Source organism: Candidatus Neomarinimicrobiota bacterium (assembly GCA_012964825.1).
Lineage (GTDB): Bacteria > Fidelibacterota > Marinisomatia > Marinisomatales > S15-B10 > UBA2125.
In genome coordinates this window covers 18,764-39,697 of record DTTI01000040.1, presented here as the reverse complement: position 1 = coordinate 39,697, position 20,934 = coordinate 18,764, and the positions used below count along the sequence as shown (strand labels likewise).

Annotated in this window: 22 protein-coding genes, 1 tRNA gene and 1 pseudogene; 2 read left to right on the top strand and 22 right to left on the bottom strand. The window is 47.8% G+C overall.

Annotation, left to right across the window (positions count from 1 at the left end; translation table 11 throughout):
• Positions 1–36 precede the first annotated feature (36 nt).
• Positions 37–107, bottom strand: a tRNA-Gly gene (locus tag EYO21_04100).
• A gap of 181 nt (positions 108–288) precedes the next feature.
• On the opposite strand from EYO21_04100, the gene EYO21_04095 reads away from it, so the two are divergent.
• Together EYO21_04095 and EYO21_04090 are read left to right on the top strand one after the other, a co-directional pair.
• Positions 289–2,709 (top strand): adenosylcobalamin-dependent ribonucleoside-diphosphate reductase, encoded by a 2,421-nt coding sequence (locus tag EYO21_04095; protein HIB02993.1) that lies wholly within the window; start codon positions 289–291, stop codon positions 2,707–2,709.
• A gap of 49 nt (positions 2,710–2,758) precedes the next feature.
• Positions 2,759–3,616, top strand: a complete 858-nt coding sequence (locus EYO21_04090; GenBank protein ID HIB02992.1) for a hypothetical protein — start codon at positions 2,759–2,761, stop codon at positions 3,614–3,616.
• Positions 3,617–3,618: 2 nt separating this feature from the next.
• Here EYO21_04090 and EYO21_04085 read toward each other — a convergent pair whose 3' ends face one another.
• From EYO21_04085 to EYO21_03985, 21 genes and pseudogenes are all read right to left on the bottom strand, one after another.
• Positions 3,619–4,182, bottom strand: coding sequence for a ribosome recycling factor (locus tag EYO21_04085; protein HIB02991.1), 564 nt, complete (start codon positions 4,180–4,182; stop codon positions 3,619–3,621).
• Complete coding sequence (locus EYO21_04080) at positions 4,179–4,898, bottom strand: UMP kinase (protein ID HIB02990.1); 720 nt, start codon at positions 4,896–4,898, stop codon at positions 4,179–4,181. The genes EYO21_04085 and EYO21_04080 overlap by 4 nt, the downstream gene beginning before the upstream one ends.
• Positions 4,899–4,911: 13 nt before the next feature.
• Positions 4,912–5,532 (bottom strand): translation elongation factor Ts, encoded by a 621-nt coding sequence (gene tsf / locus EYO21_04075; protein ID HIB02989.1) that lies wholly within the window; start codon positions 5,530–5,532, stop codon positions 4,912–4,914.
• Entirely contained in the window at positions 5,533–6,462 is a 930-nt protein-coding gene (gene rpsB, locus EYO21_04070; GenBank protein HIB02988.1) for a 30S ribosomal protein S2, read from the bottom strand.
• Between the two features lie 9 nt (positions 6,463–6,471).
• A complete protein-coding gene (rpsI, locus tag EYO21_04065) occupies positions 6,472–6,873 on the bottom strand; it encodes a 30S ribosomal protein S9 (protein HIB02987.1) in 402 nt (133 codons plus the stop codon).
• Positions 6,874–6,876: 3 nt separating this feature from the next.
• A complete protein-coding gene (gene rplM / locus EYO21_04060; GenBank protein HIB02986.1) occupies positions 6,877–7,305 on the bottom strand; it encodes a 50S ribosomal protein L13 in 429 nt (142 codons plus the stop codon).
• Positions 7,306–7,462: 157 nt separating this feature from the next.
• The gene (locus tag EYO21_04055) at positions 7,463–8,749 is read right to left on the bottom strand and encodes a dihydroorotase (protein ID HIB02985.1); all 1,287 of its coding nucleotides are present in this window, start codon (positions 8,747–8,749) and stop codon (positions 7,463–7,465) included.
• A 5-nt stretch (positions 8,750–8,754) separates the two neighbouring features.
• A complete protein-coding gene (locus tag EYO21_04050; GenBank protein HIB02984.1) occupies positions 8,755–9,681 on the bottom strand; it encodes an aspartate carbamoyltransferase catalytic subunit in 927 nt (308 codons plus the stop codon).
• 13 nt (positions 9,682–9,694) lie between these two features.
• Entirely contained in the window at positions 9,695–10,237 is a 543-nt protein-coding gene (gene pyrR, locus EYO21_04045; GenBank protein ID HIB02983.1) for a bifunctional pyr operon transcriptional regulator/uracil phosphoribosyltransferase PyrR, read from the bottom strand.
• A 120-nt stretch (positions 10,238–10,357) separates the two neighbouring features.
• Positions 10,358–11,419, bottom strand: coding sequence for a tRNA (adenosine(37)-N6)-dimethylallyltransferase MiaA (gene miaA / locus EYO21_04040; GenBank protein ID HIB02982.1), 1,062 nt, complete (start codon positions 11,417–11,419; stop codon positions 10,358–10,360).
• Positions 11,280–13,007, bottom strand: a complete 1,728-nt coding sequence (gene mutL / locus EYO21_04035) for a DNA mismatch repair endonuclease MutL (protein HIB02981.1) — start codon at positions 13,005–13,007, stop codon at positions 11,280–11,282. Before mutL ends, miaA begins: the two co-directional genes overlap by 140 nt.
• The gene (gene ftcD / locus EYO21_04030; protein ID HIB02980.1) at positions 13,000–14,682 is read right to left on the bottom strand and encodes a glutamate formimidoyltransferase; all 1,683 of its coding nucleotides are present in this window, start codon (positions 14,680–14,682) and stop codon (positions 13,000–13,002) included. Before ftcD ends, mutL begins: the two co-directional genes overlap by 8 nt.
• A 129-nt stretch (positions 14,683–14,811) precedes the next feature.
• Positions 14,812–15,444, bottom strand: coding sequence for a site-2 protease family protein (locus EYO21_04025; protein ID HIB02979.1), 633 nt, complete (start codon positions 15,442–15,444; stop codon positions 14,812–14,814).
• Positions 15,438–16,292, bottom strand: a complete 855-nt coding sequence (gene xerD / locus EYO21_04020) for a site-specific tyrosine recombinase XerD (GenBank protein HIB02978.1) — start codon at positions 16,290–16,292, stop codon at positions 15,438–15,440. Before xerD ends, EYO21_04025 begins: the two co-directional genes overlap by 7 nt.
• Before the next feature lie 39 nt (positions 16,293–16,331).
• Positions 16,332–16,830 (bottom strand): annotated as a pseudogene (locus tag EYO21_04015) (SIS domain-containing protein).
• Positions 16,831–16,889: 59 nt separating this feature from the next.
• Complete coding sequence (locus EYO21_04010) at positions 16,890–17,636, bottom strand: geranylgeranylglyceryl/heptaprenylglyceryl phosphate synthase (protein HIB02977.1); 747 nt, start codon at positions 17,634–17,636, stop codon at positions 16,890–16,892.
• 32 nt (positions 17,637–17,668) lie between these two features.
• A complete protein-coding gene (gene gcvH, locus EYO21_04005) occupies positions 17,669–18,046 on the bottom strand; it encodes a glycine cleavage system protein GcvH (GenBank protein HIB02976.1) in 378 nt (125 codons plus the stop codon).
• Positions 18,047–18,080: 34 nt separating this feature from the next.
• Positions 18,081–19,430, bottom strand: coding sequence for an acetyl-CoA carboxylase biotin carboxylase subunit (accC, locus tag EYO21_04000; protein ID HIB02975.1), 1,350 nt, complete (start codon positions 19,428–19,430; stop codon positions 18,081–18,083).
• A 53-nt stretch (positions 19,431–19,483) separates the two neighbouring features.
• On the bottom strand, positions 19,484–19,945 hold the full coding sequence (gene accB / locus EYO21_03995; protein HIB02974.1) for an acetyl-CoA carboxylase biotin carboxyl carrier protein: 462 nt from the start codon (positions 19,943–19,945) through the stop codon (positions 19,484–19,486).
• Positions 19,938–20,507 (bottom strand): elongation factor P, encoded by a 570-nt coding sequence (efp, locus tag EYO21_03990; protein HIB02973.1) that lies wholly within the window; start codon positions 20,505–20,507, stop codon positions 19,938–19,940. The genes accB and efp overlap by 8 nt, the downstream gene beginning before the upstream one ends.
• A 171-nt stretch (positions 20,508–20,678) precedes the next feature.
• A complete protein-coding gene (locus tag EYO21_03985) occupies positions 20,679–20,918 on the bottom strand; it encodes a DUF350 domain-containing protein (protein ID HIB02972.1) in 240 nt (79 codons plus the stop codon).
• Positions 20,919–20,934: the final 16 nt, after the last annotated feature.

Sequence of the window (20,934 nt, the reverse complement as noted above, 5' to 3'; positions counted from 1 at the left end):
GCTGTGGAAGCTGAAAAACAGAGGTGTGTTTAACTGAGCGCCCGAAGGGAATCGAACCCTCATGACGAGCTTGGGAAGCTCGGATGTTACCTTTACATCACGGGCGCATGAGTTAGCGAAATTTAGCAGGGAGGTGCAAAAATAAATCATAAAAAGAGAAAAATAGCCGGGTTTCTGCTTGACACAAATCACGACAAAATCTATATTCTACCTGCGACTCGCGGGGCATTCCACTTCGGTTCTTGATCCAGTGGGGTCCTATGTTGTAAACATAACTTGGAGTAGTCTATGGCAGATGCTATGCAATTTGAATTTCCTGTCTCTGGCTCCAAGGAGAAATCCTCGGACAAGATTATTGGGAATATAGATGTTAAAAAGAAAAATGCGGAACAGGGCCCGAACAGTGACCTCCCGGAGGTTTTAGGCGAAACTACCCCTACGCACTATACCTTAGAAGAATACTATAAGGAAGACGATCTGGGGCAAGAAGTCCTTCAGAATAAGTACCTCGCACCATGGGAGAATAATCCTTATGACATGTGGAAGCGAATTGCAAAGGCTATGGCTTCCGTAGAGAAAGATGTTGATCTTTGGTACAAGAGATTCTTTACCATTCTTGAAGATTTTCGATTTGTCCCCGGAGGCAGGATTATGCATGGTGCCGGACGGGATGACATTACCACGACACTAAACAATTGCTACGTTGTGGCCATCAAGAAAGATTCGGTCAAGGCTATTTATGATGCCATTCAAGATGAGGCTATTACCTACAAATATGGTGGTGGGTGTGGCCACGATCTTTCCGTACTCCGCCCCAGCGGATCGGCCATCGGCGGGACCGGTGGCGAATCGTGCGGACCTACCGGCTTTATGAATCTGTTCAGTGAAAACACAAACACCATCGCCCAACACGGAAGGCGCGGTGCGAACATGCAGACCATCCGTGTGGATCATCCAGATGTGTGGAAGTTTATCAGCATCAAACGCGGTGATGTGGATATGGTAAAATATTCTAACATCTCCGTGTTGCTTACCCATGAATTCATGAAGGCGGTTGAGGATGATACAGATTTCAATCTGAAATGGGGCGACAAAAAATACGACACTGTCAGAGCCCGAGATCTGTGGGAAGAGATTGTTACATCAGCCCACGAAAGTGCCGAACCGGGCATCATTTTCTGGGACACAATGACAGACTATCACAATGCAGAGTACTGTTCACCCCTGGTCTCAACGAATCCCTGCGCTGAACAGCCGCTCCCTGACGGCGGGTGCTGTAATCTTGGTTCCGTCAATCTGGACCGCTTTGTAGATGAAAATAGCCAGTTCATGACTGACGCCTTTCGCGAAACCGTCGCTATCGCCACTCGCTTTATGGACAACGTGGTAGAGTATAATGTCGACCGGCATGCATTGGATGTTCAGAAAGAAAATGCGTCGAATGACCGCCGTGTTGGTATCGGACTTCTCGGCCTTGGAGATATGTTCATTAGAATGGGCATCTCCTACGACAGCGATAAAGCCCTAGAGGTGGCTGATAGAATTTGCAAAATTATGCGGGACACCGCCTATGAAACATCTGTCCAGGTCGCCAGGGAGAAAGATCCTTTCCCCAATTTTGAGTGGAAGGGATTTTCCAAAAGTAAATTCGTTTCCGAGCTCAGTGTTGAACTCCAGGAAAATATCAGCAAACATGGGATTAGAAATGCAACTCTCCTTACCGTTCCACCCACTGGAAGTGGTGCCATTGTGGCCAGAGTGACTTCCGGTATTGAACCTGTTTTTCAGACCTCCTATTTCCGACGCGTTAAACAGAATGAAGGTCATGGTAACACCTTTAAGGAATTCAAGGTCTACCACCCTGGTGTTAAAGAATTATTCGGAAATGACAAGAATCTTCCTGATTATGTGGTTACTGCCCATGACATCGATCCTTTTTTCCGAGTAAAAATGCAGGGTGTCATTCAGAAGTATATTGATTCGTCCATCAGCTCTACTGTTAACCTCGCAGCGGATGTTGACAAGGAAACTGTGGCTGAAATTTATATGACTGCCTACAAAGCTGGTCTAAAAGGGATTACCGTCTACCGGGAGAGTTCCCGGGAAGGGATCCTTATCTCAAAGGAACAGAAAGCCAAGGAAACTGACGAAACCAAACCTATAACTCACAGAACAAGCGGTGATCTTCGTCCCCGGTTCAGACCCGGCGAAACTCAGGGTGTAACCAAGAGGATTCGCACCGGAGAAGGCTCCCTCTATATTACCATTAATGAAGACGAACATGGACTGTGCGAAGTTTTCACCACCATCGGTAAAGCCGGTGGTAATGCCGCCGCTCAGTCTGAAGCCATCAGCCGACTCATATCGTTGGCTCTCCGTTCGGGTATTGACCCAAAGGATGTGGTCAACCAGCTAAAGGGAATCAGCGGGCCGAACCCCACTTGGGAAAATGGTCAGCTTATCCTCTCTACACCAGACGCCATCGGAAAAGCACTGGAGTCTTACCTCTTTGCGCGGCCGGTGACAGCCGAAGATACGCCTGAGGAAGTGGTAAAGACCCGCTTCACAATGGTGGACAATTCACCATCGCAAGAGACACCCAACTACAATTCAAGGACAATGACCACCTGTCCTGACTGTGGTAGTGATATCTTCCATGAAAATGGTTGTGTCACCTGTCCAAGCTGCGGCTTCTCAAAATGTGATTAGTTCTTTTATTAAATAATCCTCTTAAACAAGGCCCCAGAAATCTGGGGGCTTGTTTATTTATAACTTGAATCTCATATCTGACATTCCGATCAATTTAGGTCTAACCGTTAGGAGCGGACAACTTTTTCACTGGATCGAAACAGCCGAGGACACTTTCAGAATTATAATCAGGCGTACTGTAATTAAGGCATACCAGATAAATGACAACACGATTGATGTTGAAGTTATGGGAGAAGCATTGGATAAAGAACAGTTGAAGGCCATTTTCGGACTAAGTTTTGATAGAAAACAACTGATGATAATGCTGAAAAAAGATAATCTCCTACATAATCTAATCCCCGCCTACCGGGGTCTAACAATCATGAAACAGGATCCTTATGAATGTCTCATTTCATTCATGGCATCGGCAGTATCCAATATACCGCGCATCATGCAAAACCTCCATAATTTGCGATGGGAAACAGGCTCACCAATTGCCGGAAGTAATGAAAAAGCACTTCCCAACTCTGAGGATATCGTCCGCATCGGTGAAACGAGGCTAAGACAGATTGGTCTTGGGTACCGATCGAGGTTCATCTATCTGACCTGCAAAAAGCTGGTGGAAGAACACATCGCCCTACCACTTTGGACAAAAAAGAGCGACGATGAGTTGCTGGCTTCACTAACACACTTCCCAGGCGTGGGGCGAAAGATAGCTGAATGTGCCATGCTTTTCGGTTACAGTCGACTATCCGCTTTTCCTGTTGATGTATGGGTCCGACGGGCTCTGGCCCGTCTTAGGCCTCCTCTAACAAAAATGTCACCGGTTGATCTCTGTGAATGGGGAAGAAATCGTTGGGGAGAAGCTGCTGGGTTGGCTCAGCAGATTCTTTTTTGTGCAGCCAGAGATGGAAAAATCCCTGACTGAATTTACTGTTCCAGAAGTTCCTTCTCTTTGGTGGCCAAAAGACTGTTCAGCTCTTCCATCCGTTTGTCGGTGATCTTCTGAATCTCCTCGTGGGCGTAACTCCCCTCATCTTTTGACAGGGTGTGTGATTTCTCCATCTCCCGAAGCTGATTGTTGATATCTTTGCGGATATTTCGCACCGCCACACGACCTTCTTCAACTAAGTTGTGAATATGTTTAACCAGTTCGTGGCGGCGCTCCTCAGTCAATGCCGGAATGGAGATTCTAATTACATTTCCGTCATTGTTGGGGTTGAGACCAAGGTCGGCCATCTGGATAGCTTTTTCAATTTCGACTATAATACTCTTGTCAAACGGTTGAACAACAAGGAGCCGTGCCTCCTGAGCTGTGATAGTAGCCAGAGTATTCAGAGGAGTTGGCGAGCCGTAGTACGAAACCTTTACCCCTTCCAATAGTGCGGGAGAAGCCCGGCCAGTCCGGATCTGTGCAAGTTCGTTCCGGCAGTGCTCCACCGCCTGGCTCATTCTGTACTCAGCATCTTTAGTGAGCGGTTCAATTCTTCTCATAGAGCACCTACAATTGTACCAATTTTTTCACCTTTGAGAATCTTCTTGAAGTTCCCTGGACGGTTAACATCGAACACCACAATTGGCAAGTCGTTTTCTCTCGCCAGGGCAATGGCTGTCATGTCCATCACCTTAAGATCACTTCCAATCACTTCCTTGTAAGAAACAGAGTCAAACTTTTCCGCATCATCAAACTTCATGGGGTCTTTGTCGTAAACACCGTCTACTTTGGTCCCTTTCATAATAGATTCAGCTTCAATTTCCGTCGCACGCAATACCGCTGCCGTGTCAGTGCTAAAATAAGGATTTCCCGTGCCACCCGCAAGAATGACAACCCTTCCCTTTTCAAGATGACGAATGGCACGCCGGCGGATGTATGGCTCAGCCAGCTGGGAAATTGAGATAGCAGTTAGGGTCCGTGTCTGGCAACCATCTTTCTCAAGTGCGTCCTGAAGAGTAATGGCATTGATAATGGTAGCGAGCATCCCAAGGTAATCTGCTGAGACTCGGTCCATCCCCTGCCCTTCAGCCAGTTCACCTCTGATAATATTGCCACCACCAATGACAACACCCACTTCAACACCCAGATCCTTGGCTGACTTGACTTCATCTGCAAGCGCCTTTGCTTTGACTGGATCAACACCAAAACCTCTCTCCCCAGCAAGAATTTCTCCGCTCAGTTTGAGCAGAACCCTACCGTAGACAGATTTTGACATTCAGTGGTGTGAGTTACTCGGCTTGGCCGTTTGAAGAGATCGCGTCACCTACCTCAAAGCGTGAGAAGCGGGTAATGGAGATGTTCTCTCCCAGCGACGTGATGGTCTCCGTCAGAATATCCTTAACGGATTTGTCGCTGTCTTTGATAAAGGATTGTTCCAGAAGACAGCTTTCCTGATAAAATTTTTCTATTTTGCCATCAACGATTTTTTCAAGGACGTTGTCCGGCTTACCTGACAATTTGGCCTGCTCAGTAAAGATCTCTTTCTCTTTATCAACCAAAACACTGTCTAGAGCATCCCGCGTTAGGGAAAGGGGATTTGTGGCAGCTATTTGCATGGCAATATTTTTTACAAACAACTGAAATTCGTCTGTTTTGGCTACGAAATCGGTCTCACAGTTTACTTCCACCAAAACGCCAATCCTGTTGCCGGGGTGGATATAGGAAAGAACCACACCCTGGTTGGCCTGGCGGCCCGCCTTCTTCTCAGCCTTGGCAATACCTTTCTTCCGGAGAAATTCAATAGCTTTTTCAACATTGCCCTCACTTTCAAGAAGTGCCTCTTTACAGTCCATGATACCGGCACCAGTACGACATCTTAAGTCCTTTACAATAGTTGCATCAATTGTCATTTAACTTTTCTTCTCTTCTTTCGCGACATCATCAGGCTCCTGAACCTCTTCCACGGTCTCCACCTTTTCTGTATCAAAATCCTGCGCTTCACCATCTTTTGATAAGGCCTCTTTTTCTTCTTCTACAGAAATTCTTTCACTTCCGGCTTCCTTCGATTCAGCATCCTCAGCCATTTCCCTATTCTCAGTAGTGACATCTGCTTCAGCAGTTTCTTCCTCGGCCGTCTCCACGGGTACTGCTCCATCAGCATAAGCAATGGAGCATGCATCACAGATGGCTCTGGAAACTTCACCCACGATCAGCTTTATGGTACGGATAGAATCGTCATTTGCGGGGATGGGATAATCTATGATCTCTGGATCAGTATTGGTATCCACCAGGGCAACCACAGGAATCTCAAGCCGACGAGCCTCATTGATGGCAATGGATTCGTGGTTCGCATCTACCATAAAAATAGCATTGGGAAGTCGCTTCATGTCTTTGATACCGCGGTTAAGGTCCTGAAGCCGGATCATCTCACGCTCCAGAGAAAGGATCTCCTTCTTGGTTGCACTCTCGTAGAGTGGACTCGATTCCTTTTCAAGAAGCTGAAGGCGCTTGATACTCTTTCGGATGGTGGAAAAGTTAGTCAGTGTACCACCAAGCCATCTTTCCACCACGTAGAACATTCCGCATTTATCTGCTTCCTGCTGAATAATATCTTTGGCATTCTTTTTAGTACCGACAAAAAGAACCTCACCACCATCGGCAACAATGTCAGTAAGAAAATCAATAGCCTTGGCCAACCCTTTAAGAGTTTCCTCAAGATTGATGATATGGATACCGTTCCTTTCCATGAGGATATATGGTTGGTAGTTGGGGTGCCACCTGCTAGTAAGGTGTCCGAAGTGTGCTCCGGTACTCAGCAGGTTATCAAAAGTAACTTCCATATAGTGTCCTTACCTCTTGGAGAATTGGAAGGCGCGTCTGGCGCCGCGGAGACCATATTTCTTCCGCTCTTTTTCACGGGCATCACGGGTGAGGAGACCGGCCTTTTTTAAAACCGGCCTTAAATCTGCATTGGCTTCAAGCAGCGCTCGGGAGATCCCATGGCGAATAGCACCGGCCTGACCTGAGAGACCGCCCCCGTTCACGCTTGCGAAAATGTCATAGTCACTGGATTCAAGTACTTCAAAAGGTTTTTCAACAATTTTCTGATCAACGGTGCGCCCAAAATAATCCTTATAATCTCTACCGTTAATCGTCATGTTACCCTTCCCATGTGACATCCGTACACGGGCAACGGCAGTTTTGCGCCTACCTGTTCTTGCATATACAACGTCAGATTTTGCTGTCGCCATAGATTAGAACTCCATCACTTTTGGTTCCTGCGCAGAATGGGGATGATCCGGTCCACTGTAAATTTTAAGGTTACGCATCATATGACGGCCAAGGCTGTTATGCGGAAGCATCCCTTTCACGGCATTCTGAATCACCCGCTCAGGATGTTTTCTTCGCAGGGTATACAAATCCAGCTCTTTTGTCCCTCCCGGATATCCGCTGTGGGAAAAATAGGTCTTCTGCATCTCCTTCTTGCCGGAAACGCGGACTTTCTCTGCATTGACAACAACGACAAAGTCACCCATGTCCATATGAGGCGTGTATGTCGGCTTATGCTTACCCTTTAGAACCTGAGCAACCTCGGATGCAAGACGCCCCAGAATCTTATTCTCAGCGTCAGCAACAAACCAATCCTTTTGGATCTCACCGGCTTTTATCGAATATGTTTTCATCTGTTTTGCCATTTAGTATAGCTAATAAAGCTAGCCAAGAATTGTCTAACTCGACAAGGAGTTTTCCTCACTAGGTGTGGAGGTAAAATTGTCTTTATTTAGCCTATCTACCGATAGGTTTTTACAGGTCACATTTAAGAACCTGAGGGTGAAAAATTTAAAGTTCGAAAAGCTTTCCGCCGGTTATGGTCGCTTTTATGCACCCTTTTAGGGATTCTCCTACAAAAGGTGTGTTTCGGGACTTGGAGTGGATGTGCTCTTTGGCAAAAGTCCACTCTTCATCAGGATCAATGATCGTGAGCTCAGCCTCGGTGCCGGCTGAGAAAAGATCTTTTTCAAAATTCATTACAAGCCGGGGATTAATCGTAAGACACTGGATCACCTTCTCCAGATCCATGCCCAATCCACTGAGCACTTTCCAGACGGCGCCAAAGGCACTCTCAAGACCTATCATGCCACACGGTGCCCAGTCAAACGGAGCCTCTTTTTCCTCAACGGTGTGAGGAGCATGGTCGGTGGCAATGCAGTCGATGGTACCATCTTTTACGGCACTCATGAGTGCCTGTCTGTCATCTTCCGTCCGGATGGGGGGCGCCACCTTGTAATTCGTGTCAAAAGAGTGAAGATCTTTATCAGTAAAAAAGAGGTGATGGGGTGTCACTTCAGCTGTGATGGCCAGTCCCCCGACCTTTGCGCCACGGATCCACTCTACCGATTTGGCTGAGCTGACGTGCGGCACATGGAGCTGTCCTCTTGTCATGGCTGTCAGTTCCAGATCACGGTTCACCATGATCGATTCACTTACATCAGGAATACCTGCCAATCCCAATCGGGTAGACCAAGACCCTTCGTGCATCTGTCCGTCCAGTTTCAGTGTTAGATCCTCGGCGTGATTGATAACCGGCATGCCCAGGGGCCTGGCGTATTCCAGCACTCTTCGCATAACACCGCTGTCCATGACAGGTATACCATCATCGGAGAACGCCACCGCTCCTTCCTGCACCATGGCGCTCAGTTCCGTCAACTCTTTCCCTTTCAGTCCCACCGAAATGGCACCGATAGGATGAATTTTTACGGGAAGCTCCGCCGCTTTTTCCACAATAAAGCGGATCGATTCAGGAGAGTCCAAGGGCGGCTCCGTATTTGGCATTGCACATACCTGGGTAAAACCACCGGCAATGGCGGCTTCGGCACCTGTGGCAAGTGTCTCCTTATCCTCCCTTCCAGGTTCACGAAAATGAACGTGGATGTCGCAGAAGCCGTGTGTCACCACCTTCCCACCTGCATCATAAACTGTGGCACCTTTGGCTGATATTCGCTTCCCCACTTTTTTTATACGGCCGCTGTTGATGAGGATGGAGCCGATGAAACGTTCCCCTTTGATGGGATCGATGATATCACCATTCTTAATGAGGAATTTTTTAGGCAATGCTTTATCGTTCATGATTCCTATGGTTGATCTCCCAACAAAAGGTAAAGTACCGCCATCCTAATAGCGACGCCGTTAAGCACCTGATCCAGGATGATGGCGTTCTCGCTGTCGGCCACATCACTGTCAATTTCAACACCCCGATTCATGGGTCCCGGATGCATTATTGTGATCTGTTTTTTCAGCCGCTCAACCCGTTCTCGCGTTATACCAAACAATTCCCTGTACTCCCTAACAGATGGAATATAACTGACCCCCTGTCGCTCCCGCTGAATTCTCAGGACGTTTACGGCATCCGCCCACTCCAATACTTCATCAACGTCATAATTGACCGCAACACCCAACTCCTCAATGTTCACCGGCATAAGGTTGGGAGGTCCACAAAGCGTCACCTGGACACCCATCTTCACAAGACCGTGAATATTGGATCGCGCCACACGGCTGTGTGTGATATCACCGATAATGGCCACCTTCAGACCGTCCAGCTTTCCCTTCGCCTCCAGAAGACTCATCATATCCAGGAGCCCCTGTGTGGGGTGTTCGTGGGTACCATCGCCGGCATTTACCACAACAGAATTCACATAGTTGATAAGGTGCATATGCGCACCGGGCACGGGGTGGCGCATAACAATACAATCAATCTTCATGGCTTCAATATTCTGTGCCGTATCCTTAAAACTTTCACCTTTCTCGAGACTGCTGATGCTGGCCGAGAAATTAACCGTGTCCGCAGAGAGTCTCTTTTGTGCCAGCTCGAAGGAGATTCGAGTCCGAGTGGAATCTTCGAAGAAGAGGTTAACGATGGTCTTCCCCTGGAGTGTGGGCACTTTCTTGATGGGACGATCAAGCACCTCTCTGAAAGAAGAAGCATGCTGAAAAATCAGCTCCATATCTTCCTTTGGCATTCCCGCCAGGCCGAGAAGATGTCTGTTACTCAGGAATCCCATGGCTCACTGTTGCTTAATCGTATTTCACCAGATAAACCGCATCTTCGCCGTCCACTTCCTTCAGTCGCACCAGCACATGTTCTGTATCAGAGGTGGGAATATTCTTGCCCACAAAATCAGCCTTAATAGGCATCTCCCGGTGCCCCCGATCCACCAGAACAGCTAGAGCCACAGCTGCTGGCCTGCCAAAGTCCATAATTTCATCCAGTGCAGCCCTGATTGTTCTTCCGGTGAAGAGCACGTCATCTGTGAGGATTACCATCTTACCGTCCAGTGAAAAAGAGATCTCCGTCCCCTTCACCTGAGGCTGAATGAGCCGTTCGCGGAAATCATCCCTGTAGAAAGTGACGTCCAGGAATCCTGTCGGTACATCGTTGCCGGATATCTTCTTGAGAGCTTTAGCGAGCCGAGTGGTGATGAATTCACCACGGGTACGGATGCCTATGAGAACAATATCATCAATAAAAGGTAGCCGCTCGGTCAATTCATGAGCGAGACGTGTGAGCGACCGTTCTATTTCGCTCTTATCAAGGAGCTGTTTTCGTTTCTCCGTCATCACCTCTTGATACAAAAAATCCTCCCGAGTGAGGAGGACTTCTTTTTAGCCCTTACCTCCTCTCGGGGATGGTTTAAAGGGCTTCGATCGCCAGGAATTTAAGATACCATTAAACCAACTTCAAAATTGATTAATAACTTTCTCAGCCACGCCCATTTCACTCATTCCCGCAACTTCCAGCACACAATCGATTCTTTCCTTGTCAAACCATTTCAACTGTTTCCGGGCGTACTGGCGCGTATCGATTTTTATCCTTTCAACCATCTCTTCAAAATCCATCTCTCCATCCAGGTATTTCAGAATGTCCCGGTAACCGAGGCTGTCCATGGGGTGACTGGACCGGTCGAATCCGAGATCCAAGAGTTTTTTCACTTCATCGATCCATCCGTTTTCAAACGTCATTTTTGTCCTTCTCTCAATCCGCGGCGTCAGCTCTTCAATATCCATTCTCAGAAAAACGGTGAAGAATCGGTCATGGGAATCACTTTCAGCCTGATGACGAAAATGTTCTGTGGGCGGCTTGCCGGTAATTTGGATAATCTCCAAAGCCCTTATAAGCCGCTTGTGGTTGTTGGGATGAACGATCTCGCCGTACTCCTGGTCGAGAACTTTAAGCTCGGCCAACATCGTATCAGACCCTTCATTCTCCAATCGTTCCTTAAGCGCTGCCCGCACTTTAGGATCGCTGGTGGATTCATCAAAAAGACCCCGTGTCACCGCCCTGAAATAGAGACCACTACCACCACAAACGATGGGGACTTTGCTGCGACTTTTCACATCATCTATGGCTACCTCTACCAGCCCAACGTATTCACCGGCGGAGATCTGCTCTGATGGGTCTCTATCTCCAATGAGATGATGACGGACATGGACCTTCTCTTCATCGGTGGGCTGAACAGTACCGACAGCCATATACTTGTAAATCTGCCGCGAATCGAGACCGATAATTTCACCGTCGAGCCGGCGTGCCAATTCAACGGCTACAGCTGTCTTCCCCACAGCCGTAGGACCCACAAGGGTCAAGACTCGGTTATTGGAAGGTTCAGGTACGCTCAAAGCGCCGGTCGAGTTCATCAAGGGAAAGGTTGACCATGATGGGTCTTCCGTGAGGGCAGTAGTAGGGATGTTGTGTGGCAAAGAGCCTGTCCACCAGCGACTGCATCTCCTCATGAGTGAGGGCATCGCCCGCTTTCACCGCTGCCTTACACGCAAACGATGCAGCTACAGCTTCCATGAATGAAGGCTGGGCCTTTTGCTGATTTCGAAAGGTGTCAATAATTTCAGTTAAAACTTCCCGTTCATTCCCCCACCCCAGTTCAGAGGGAACACCTTCAATCATTACTGTGTTTTTCCCAAACTCTTTCATGCGAAAGCCAATCTTCTCAAGATAGGTCAACAATTCAAGGAGTGTGGAGAAATCCTCAATTGGGAGCTCTACCACTTCAGGGAAAAGAAGTGACTGGCTCGGTAAGGGATGCCCTTCCATGGCACCCATGGCCTGTTCAAACAGGACTCTCTCGTGAGCCACGTGCTGATCAATGATCACCAAACCACTTTTAATCTCCGATACAATATACTTAGCGTGAACTTGCCAGATACTTTCAAGATTAACACCCTCTTCCTCCGTCCGCGTCTCACCCATAGTCTGAACGTACGATTTGGCCCTTTCAACAGACTGGCGCGACAAAATGGAAGAAGGTGTCGATTTTGGAAAAGAAAATCCGGTCTGGCTGCTTGAATCGGGAAACGATTCAGACGATTTGAGGAAATCGGGAACAGTGGAAAGGATATCACCCAGCGCTTTAGTCACCGCTGTTTTAAGCGCATGGTACACACGCCATTCATCTCTGAAACGAACTTCTATTTTCATAGGGTGAACATTCACATCCACTGTATCGAGTGGAACTTCCAGAGTGATGACAAAGAATGGAAACTCTCCCCGGGAAACAAGGGACTGGTAAGCAGAATAGATAGCTGAATTAAGCAATTTATTGACAATGTATCGACCATTGAGAAACAGGCTCTGCTCCCCCCAACGCTTTCGAACCAGATTCAGATTGCCCACATAACCAGTGATGGCAAAGGGTCCAGCTTGGTGATTTACCTCCAGCAGATTCTCCCGGTAGGACGGATCATGGACAGCGGCTATTCGGTCAATGAGAGTCACCGGTGCAAGTGTCATAACCTCTTTGTCATCGGCTGTCAGAGTGAATTTGACATCTGGTCGACAGAGACCAAAACGGCGGACCGTCCTAATGATGTGACGAAGCTCCACCTGGGCACTCTTCAGAAACTTTCGCCGTGCGGGAATTGAAAAGAAAAGATCGCTCACAGATATGGCTGTCCCTTTGGATAGTGCCGCAGGTTCAGGCTGGGAAATTTCGCCGTCCAAAACGGAAATTTCGTAGCCAGAATCCTCACCATTGACAGATGACAACGCTTTTACTTTTGCTACCGAAGCAATACTGGACAGCGCCTCGCCCCGGAATCCCAGCGTATCGATGGTAGAAAGATCCTCTACTGTTTCAATCTTGGAGGTAGAGTGACGAGAGAAGGCAATAAGCAGATCATCTTTCTCCAGTCCAGCGCCATTATCAATGACTTGCATCGATACGTTCCCACCTCCTCTGACAATGACATCAATTTCCGTCGCACCTGCATCAAGGCTGTTTTCAATCAGTTCCTTAACCACAGATGCCGGTCGCTCCACCACTTCACCAGCGGCGATCTTATTTTTCAAATCATCTGAGAGGAGCTTGATCCTACCCATTTCCGCCTTCCATAACTTGAACCACAGCCGCCACAACCTCACTGTGGAGACTTTTCCCCTTTTGTAATAGATTATCCACCTTCTCTGTCATCTCAGCACAATAATCACCATCACCAATATCGTCTAGATTGATCAAAACATTAAGCCGTGCTCCTCTCAGCCCAGCCAAGGCCGCCTCTGCCGCCACGCCGGCGTCGCTGACGGAGTTGGGATTCCCCTTCTCAATGGCGGTTTTCGAAAGTTCCAGTACTTCAAAGCAGAGCTGGGTCACCACAAGAGGGATCTGTGTGACATTCTTTGTGGCAGATTGGATGGCTGCGTCGCGTTCAGCTTTCTGCTTATCGGTCTTTCTCTTCATCCGGAAAGCAACCATAACGTCGTTAAATGCCGCAGTGTCTTCATCCACCAGTGAGGTCAATCTCTTTTTCAGCGCCTGAGCTTGACTACCAAGAAACTCCATTTCTTCCCTTGAATCTTCCATCCCTTTCTTGCCGTGTGTTAGTGCGGCAACCATGCTCACCAGTGCAGCACCCAGTGTCCCCATAAGGGCCGAAACAGAGCCGCCGCCTGGCGCTGGTGAATCGATGGACAACTCATCTGTAAACCCATCCACAGTCATAGATACAAGATCACCACTTTCTCTGAGGCGGTATTCTACAATCCTTTCATTGGGATCAAACTTGCTGACGTCATTGAGACCCAGCGATTCAACGGCGGCATGCACGAGCTGCGATTCGGGCACGGCGGTTGTCTTTCCCTGTGCTGTGAGATAATGACGTCCCGCCATGAGCATCGCCTCTAGCGGGATCAGCCCGACGATTTCACTCCCGGTGACCCGGAGCCACCGTTTACGAGCGCCGTCGCGGACAGCCTCAAAAGCGGAATGGGGCGGCGTAACGGTATAATCAGTGAGATTAATGGACACTTGAGCCTTTCCGTACTCCTCAATCTCCCACCCCACAGCCTTGCAATCTTTCAATAGTCCCGGCACCTTCAAAGCATTGCCGTCCTTGTCACGGACAATTTGACCTTCTTCGTCCCGCTTTGCCCGACCCGCCTCTCTGATGTCCAAGGCGATGTCAGTTGCCATTTTCCTATCACGAGTGTTAAGGTTTACGTTGTAGGCGATGAGAAACTGTCTCGCCCCAACAGCCGTGGCGCCGCTTTTGGCGTTAAACTGAGCTTTTCCGAAATCAGGCTTCCAGTCAGGATCTTTCAGTTTATCAGCAAGGCCTTCGTACTCCCCCGCCCGGACGTTGGCGAGATTCTGGCGCTCGGGCGTTGAAGCTGCATTTTCGTAAAGGTAGACCGGGATTGATAGTTCATCACCCACACGCTTTCCTACAAATTTGGCAATCTCTACACATTCCTCCATTGTGACGCCACGAATGGGAACAAAAGGACAAACATCTGTTGCACCCATGCGGGCATGTTCGCCAAAATGATTTTTCATATCAATAAGTTCGGCTGCTCTAGCGATGGCCTGAAATGCAGCCTCCGTAACCCCCTTCGGCGAACCAACGAAAGTCATTACTGTTCTGTTGGTGGCCTCTCCGGAATCCACATCAAGAAGAGCTACATCTTTTACAGCTGTGATGGCACCTGTGATAGCATCCAGAACGCTCTGGTCGCGGCCTTCACTAAAGTTGGGTACACACTCTACAAGTTTGTCCATATCAATCGGCCATACCTTTCAGATAGAACAAAAGAAACAGCACTACAGCCATAAGTGCAAGTAGTTTTAGAAGTACTGTTTTCTTGGGTCGGTATTTAAAGATGCGTTTAAAGTGAATTTCATAGCCCATTACATGATTCCAAGAGTGAACAAAGAAGAAAAAAATCTGACGAAGGGACCGATGAAGATCCAGAACAGAGATACGCCTGTCATCATACCGAATAGAATAATGGACATAAGCACCCACGGCCCGTATTGTTCCATCTGAACAGCGATATGTTCATATTCGTAAGGTAAAAGCCCTCTGAGAATTTTCGAACCATCAAGAGGTGGGATAGGCAGCAGGTTGAACACAGCCAGAGCAAGATTGATCTGAAGACTGTAAACTAACATGTTCCCGATAATGGCTGTATTCGAGTTAAACATAAAATTTGAGGAGGAAAAACCGATAATCAGAATACCTGAGAAAAATGCGAGGATCATATTCGCCACCGGTCCCGCCAGCGCCACCCACAGCATCTGTCGTTTAGGGTCGGAGAAATAGCGCGGATCCACCGGTACCGGCTTGGCCCAGCCGAAATGAACCAGAAACAGCATGAGCGTTCCAATAGGATCGAGGTGAACCATGGGATTTAGTGTCAAGCGCCCCATCATTTTCGCTGTGGGATCACCGAACTTCATGGCCGTCCATCCATGAGCATATTCGTGAAAAGTAATGGCCAGCAGAATGGGAGGAGCGAGAAGAAGAAAACTTTCTACCATCGTGGATGATACTCCTTGTGGACTTGTTGCAGATAAGTTTTGTCGAGATGCGTGTAGATCTGGGTGGTAGAGATATCAGAATGGCCCAGCATCAGCTGTACCGCTCTCAGATCAGCACCTCCCTCGAGAAGATGTGTAGCAAACGAGTGGCGGAGCGTCTGGGGCGAAAACTTTTTTTCAATGTCGGAATCAGCCGCATATCTCTTCAGCAACATCCAGACACCCTTTCTGCTGATGGCGCCCCCCCTGTAATTGAGAAAAAGGTGATCAGTGTTTTTCCCTTTTTTAATAAATGTTTCTCTTGATCCGTTAATGTATCGCTCTAACCATTTCACAGCCTTGCTCCCAAGAGGGACAATCCGCTCCTTCGACCCCTTCCCAGTGACTCTAAGCCAACTTTTCCCCTCCAAAATATCCAACATAGTAAGAGAAGTCATCTCCGAGACGCGCAGACCCGATGAGTAGAGCAGTTCCAGCATGGCGCGATCCCGTAAGCCAGCCGGCTTGGAAGTGTCAATAACACTTAGAAGATTATCAATCTCATCCACGGAGAGCACTTCCGGGAGATACTTTGGCATTTTAGGCATATCCACCAGCTCTGAAGGATTTGTGTCGGCAGCACCCTCATCCACCAGATAAGTGTGGAATGCTCTGATGACGGAAAGATTTCTCCGGATACTGGAAGACTTCAGATGGGCACTCAGGCCCCGGATATATGCCTGAATTTGAGCGGTTTCCACTTTGTCGGGATCGGATTCTTTTCTGGTGAAATCGAGGTAACGAGAGATATCCCGTTTATAAGCATCCAATGTGTTATGAGCAAGATTCTTCTCGACACGAAGGTACATGATAAATGGCTCTGCGTAAGCTTGCGTCTCTCCTTCTCCCTATTCGAAAGCCTGTTCCACCAGTTCACAAAAAATGTGTCCCGCCGTGATGTGGCCCTCTTGAATGTGCTGTGTATCATCAGACGGAACGCAGATATTCACAACACCCATACTGGCAAGTTTACCCCCACTCTTTCCTTTTAGGACAATCACATTCACACCCATGGATTTGGCCTTCTCCACCGCCTGGACCACATTTGCGGAATTACCGCTGGTGCTCAGCGCCACCAGAACATCGCCTGCCTTGCCAAGACCCTCCACCTGTCTTGAAAAATGAAAATCGAAACTGACATCATTGGACCAGGCCGTTATTAACGAGCTGTCATTGGTAAGTGAAACGGAAGGTTGTGGTGGAAGATCATGTCTTCTTAAGCCTCCTATGATTTCGGTGGAAAGGTGCTGGGCCTGTGCCGCACCACATGACCTTTCCGCCCCTTTTGATGGATTCGGTGATCAGTTCCGCCGCTTTCTGAATTTCTTTTCCACATCTTTCTACCATAGCCTGCTTAACGCTGGCGCTCTCTCAGTTGATCCTCGATAACTTTTCTCTGGGGCATATCAGGCTCCGTGGATGGCGTCGGCGAACGATTCTAAAAGATTTTCCCCTTCATCCGATTCGATAGCTGTTCCGGTAATAATGAAGGAAGCTCCTGCTTTCACTTTGTTCACGGCCGCCGCCTGCTTTCGGATCCCGCCTCCTACTATGAGCGGAATATCAATATTCTTGGCAACAGCCGAAATTATTTCATCAGGAACAGCTGATTCAGCGCCGCTCCCGGCCTCCAAGTAAATTAGTTTCATACCCAAATATTGGCCTGCCAAAGCGTGAGCCACGGCAATATCGGGTCGATTCATGGGCAAAGGGCTGGAACCGCTCATGAATTCGGCAGTGCTGTGACCTCCACCGTCAAAAATCATATAGCCCGTTGGGATAGGTTCCAGACCAAGATCTTTCACCAAAGGGGCGCCGATGACCTGCTCACCGATGAGATAAGTGGGATTCCGACCACTGATGACAGACATGAAGAGAACCGCATCGCAATGAGGACCCAGCTGATTCACCGAACCGGGAAAGAGAATTACGGGTACCTCGGCCATTGATTTGATCTTTTCCGCCCGCTCGTGGAAACCGCTGTCCATAATGAGACTCCCCCCAATGAGGATGCCGTCAGCACCGGAACGATTCACTGACGTCACCAGTTTCTCAAGCTTGCCATCATTCTTCTTGTCAGGATCTATGAGCACGAGATAGCCCGCTCCCTTCTCCTGGCGGACTTTCTCCAGATGTGAATAAACCGTACTCATACGAAAAGCAGATACATCCTTAATAATAATTTTTATCCAACAATATCACTGTACTCATCAGCGGACAACAAATTCTTAGATTGAACAGAACTTGAAAGCCCGATCTTTATGATCCACCCTTTACCGTAAGGATCCTGGTTTGCCAGCTCAGGCTCATCAAAAAGAGCACTGTTTACCTCAGCCATTGTTCCGGACATGGGGGCGTAGAGATCAACCACAGTCTTTACAGCTTCGATGGTGCCGAAAGGTTCTCCCTTCACCGCCACGCTCCCTTCTTCAGGAAGTTCGAAGTAAACAATATCACCTAATTCACCTTGCGCGTAATCGGTGATGCCAATAGTAGCAATATCATTCTCTATAAGAACCCACTCATGGGATTCGCTGTAGAACAAATTAGAAGGAATGTTCATTTCTGTCTAACCCCTTTCTTCTCAATTTCAGATTCTATTCCTCAAAGACAAATGTCTCCAGAAAACCTGTATGAAAATTACCGGCCTGAAAATCACTATTCTGCATAATAGCCTGATGAAATGGGATGGTTGTTTTCGGCCCTTCGATGATGATTTCTTCCAGCGCGCGTTGCATTCTGTTGATGGTTGTATCCCGATCCTCAGAGTGGACGATAAGTTTACCAATGAGGGAATCGTAGTGCGGCGAGATCTCATAACCGGCATAAACATGTGAGTCCATCCTGACGCCGTTCCCGCCGGGTGCATAAAACTCCTTAATTTTCCCTGGCGACGGGATGAAATTATTTGAAGGATCTTCCGCATTGATACGGCACTCCATAGCGTGACCCCTCAGTTTCTGCTGGGCAAGATAACTTGGTATCTCCTCCCCAACTGCCAGCCTAATCTGCATTTTCACCAGGTCCTTTCCCATAACCACCTCCGTCACAGGATGTTCCACCTGAATTCGGGTATTCATTTCCATAAAATAGAACTCTTTTGATTTGCTATCAAAAAGGAATTCCACTGTACCAAGCCCTACATAGCCGATGGACTCTGTGCCTTGAACAGCGGCAGATCCCATCTTTTGTCTGAGCTCCTCATCAATTATCGGGGAAGGTGATTCTTCAATAAGCTTCTGATGGCGTCTTTGAATTGAGCATTCCCTCTCACCAAAGTGGATCACATTCCCATATCGGTCGGCCAGAATTTGAATTTCGATATGGCGGGACTTTTCCACAAATTTTTCCAGATAAAGATCACCGTTGTTAAAAGCGGATTGTGCTTCAGAAGAAGCGGTGACAAAAGCTCTTTCAAGTTGGTCTGTTTCCTTAACGACCCGCATACCTCTTCCACCGCCGCCGGCTGATGCTTTAAGCATAACAGGAAATCCGATCTCAGAAGCAATCTTTTGTGCTTCTCCTACGGAACTTATTACACCATTACTCCCGGGGATCACTGGCACACCGGCCGCTTTCATTGACTTTTTAGCAGTAGCCTTTTCTCCCATGGCAAGAATTGTATCGGCGGAAGGGCCGATAAAAACAAAATCATTATCAGTACAGATCTGGGCAAACTCAGGATTCTCGGCAAGAAATCCGTATCCTGGGTGGATGGCGTCGCTATTCGTCAGTTCAGCTGCACTTAGAATACTGGGTATGTTCATATAACTTTCGGATCCCGGCGGCGGACCAATACAGATAGCCTCATCGGCGAACCGGACATGGAGGGAAAGTTCATCGGCGGAAGAATAGACAGCAACTGTTTCGATACTCAGTTCGTGGCAAGCACGAATTATTCTAAGAGCGATTTCACCTCTGTTTGCTATGAGAATCTTCTTAAACATCAGCTAAGATGGCTGGATTGATTAAAGAAGAAAGGTTTATAATTGATTAGCGATCAGTCCGGTTCAATGACAAAGAGGGCTTGACCGTATTCTACCGCCTTGGCATTCTCCATCAAAATTTTTGAAATCCGGCCGGTCACCTCTGACTCGATTTCGTTCATGATTTTCATCGCCTCGATAATGCATAGTGTCTGTCCCGCTGTGACACGATCCCCTTCTTTCACAAAGGGCGGTGATTCCGGCGAAGGCGCCCTGTAAAATGTTCCCACCATAGGAGAGGTGACCTCCACATTTGTAGAAATCGGTGCAGGCTCTGGTACCGAGGGTCTATTATCCTCCGGTGGTGCAATTTGGATCACCTGAGATGCTGGTACTGAAACCGGCGAATTCTCCATAGGTGCACTTTTAGTAACATGGTATTTCCGACCGAAAAAACTCACTTCAATCTCGTTCACATCACTGGCTTCGAGCATATCGATAATAGTCTGCAGTCTTGCTTTCCAGCTTTCAAACATCCTGTTTCACTCTTTCCACATATTCACCCGTGCGGGTATCAATCTTCAGTTTATCGCCCTTTTCCACAAAAAGTGGTACGTTTACGTTAAGTCCGGTTTCAAGGGTGGCCGGCTTGGTGGCACCCGTTGCTGTGTTGCCGCGAATACCGGGATCAGATTCTGCCACTTCCAGCTCTACAAAAATGGGGGGTACTATTCCTATCACCTCCTCACCAATGAACGTGACATCCATCAAAGTACCTTCCTTGATAAAGATAATTTCATTTGTTACCAGTTCAGCAGATATCGACACCTGATCGTAACTGTCCATATTCATAAAAACAAAGGAGCCGTTTTCGCTGTAAAGGTACTGCATCTGATGATTCTCGACTCTCACAGGTGTAATCTTTTCGCCGGCCCTGAACGTTTCGTCCACTGCCTGCCCCGTAACAATATTCTTCAGCTTTGTCCGGACAAAAGCGCCCCCTTTACCCGGCTTCACGTGGAGAAAAGACAAAATCTTCATCCGGTGACCTTTATGCTCGATCACCATACCAGTACGAATATCCGCTGTTGTTGCCAATGAGGTTCTCTCTAAAAAGCTGAAAAATTTACGCCCCTGCATAGGGATATACAATCGGTTGTTCTGTTGAAGGATCAAATCTTCTGCCTTATTTACTCTCTCTCAAAAAAAAAGCGGGTTGAAGCCCGCTTTAGCTTGGAAATAGGAATTACTGGAAACTAAGTCGCTAGCTTAGAGGACCTTGTGAATCAGAAATGCAACTGATGCTATCAAGGTAATAAAAATTAGAGAAACCCCCATGTTCCCGTTCTTAATCTCTTCCCATTCTTCAATATCAGTGGACATCCAGTCAAAGACTTTCAAAGCCAGACCGATACCGATGGAAAAACCCAGTGCGGCAACGACTGACCAACCAATTGCCCGCAAGTAGCTATTTATAATAGATTGCCATCCAAATGGATCTAATTCCATGGTTCTCTCCTTTTGG

Bases quoted from the DNA above. Each gene is read 5' to 3' on its own strand.
- xerD (HIB02978.1), bottom strand. From the start codon at position 16,292: ATGTACCTTCGTGTCGAGAAGAATCTTGCTCATAACACATTGGATGCT.
- EYO21_04025 (HIB02979.1), bottom strand. From the start codon at position 15,444: ATGGTAGAAAGTTTTCTTCTTCTCGCTCCTCCCATTCTGCTGGCCATT.
- EYO21_04050 (HIB02984.1), bottom strand. From the start codon at position 9,681: ATGGGATTCCTGAGTAACAGACATCTTCTCGGCCTGGCGGGAATGCCA.
- EYO21_04010 (HIB02977.1), bottom strand. From the start codon at position 17,636: ATGAGTACGGTTTATTCACATCTGGAGAAAGTCCGCCAGGAGAAGGGA.
- mutL (HIB02981.1), bottom strand. From the start codon at position 13,007: ATGGGTAGGATCAAGCTCCTCTCAGATGATTTGAAAAATAAGATCGCC.
- tsf (HIB02989.1), bottom strand. From the start codon at position 5,532: ATGACAATTGATGCAACTATTGTAAAGGACTTAAGATGTCGTACTGGT.
- miaA (HIB02982.1), bottom strand. From the start codon at position 11,419: ATGCCCTCACTCATGAGGAGATGCAGTCGCTGGTGGACAGGCTCTTTG.
- rplM (HIB02986.1), bottom strand. From the start codon at position 7,305: ATGAAAACATATTCGATAAAAGCCGGTGAGATCCAAAAGGATTGGTTT.
- EYO21_04055 (HIB02985.1), bottom strand. From the start codon at position 8,749: ATGAACGATAAAGCATTGCCTAAAAAATTCCTCATTAAGAATGGTGAT.
- rpsI (HIB02987.1), bottom strand. From the start codon at position 6,873: ATGGCGACAGCAAAATCTGACGTTGTATATGCAAGAACAGGTAGGCGC.
- EYO21_04085 (HIB02991.1), bottom strand. From the start codon at position 4,182: ATGAGAAGAATTGAACCGCTCACTAAAGATGCTGAGTACAGAATGAGC.
- pyrR (HIB02983.1), bottom strand. From the start codon at position 10,237: ATGACGGAGAAACGAAAACAGCTCCTTGATAAGAGCGAAATAGAACGG.
- accB (HIB02974.1), bottom strand. From the start codon at position 19,945: ATGTTTGAAAGCTGGAAAGCAAGACTGCAGACTATTATCGATATGCTC.
- gcvH (HIB02976.1), bottom strand. From the start codon at position 18,046: ATGAACATTCCTTCTAATTTGTTCTACAGCGAATCCCATGAGTGGGTT.
- EYO21_03985 (HIB02972.1), bottom strand. From the start codon at position 20,918: ATGGAATTAGATCCATTTGGATGGCAATCTATTATAAATAGCTACTTG.
- rpsB (HIB02988.1), bottom strand. From the start codon at position 6,462: ATGGAAGTTACTTTTGATAACCTGCTGAGTACCGGAGCACACTTCGGA.
- EYO21_04080 (HIB02990.1), bottom strand. From the start codon at position 4,898: ATGTCAAAATCTGTCTACGGTAGGGTTCTGCTCAAACTGAGCGGAGAA.
- EYO21_04095 (HIB02993.1), top strand. From the start codon at position 289: ATGGCAGATGCTATGCAATTTGAATTTCCTGTCTCTGGCTCCAAGGAG.
- ftcD (HIB02980.1), bottom strand. From the start codon at position 14,682: ATGGACAAACTTGTAGAGTGTGTACCCAACTTTAGTGAAGGCCGCGAC.
- accC (HIB02975.1), bottom strand. From the start codon at position 19,430: ATGTTTAAGAAGATTCTCATAGCAAACAGAGGTGAAATCGCTCTTAGA.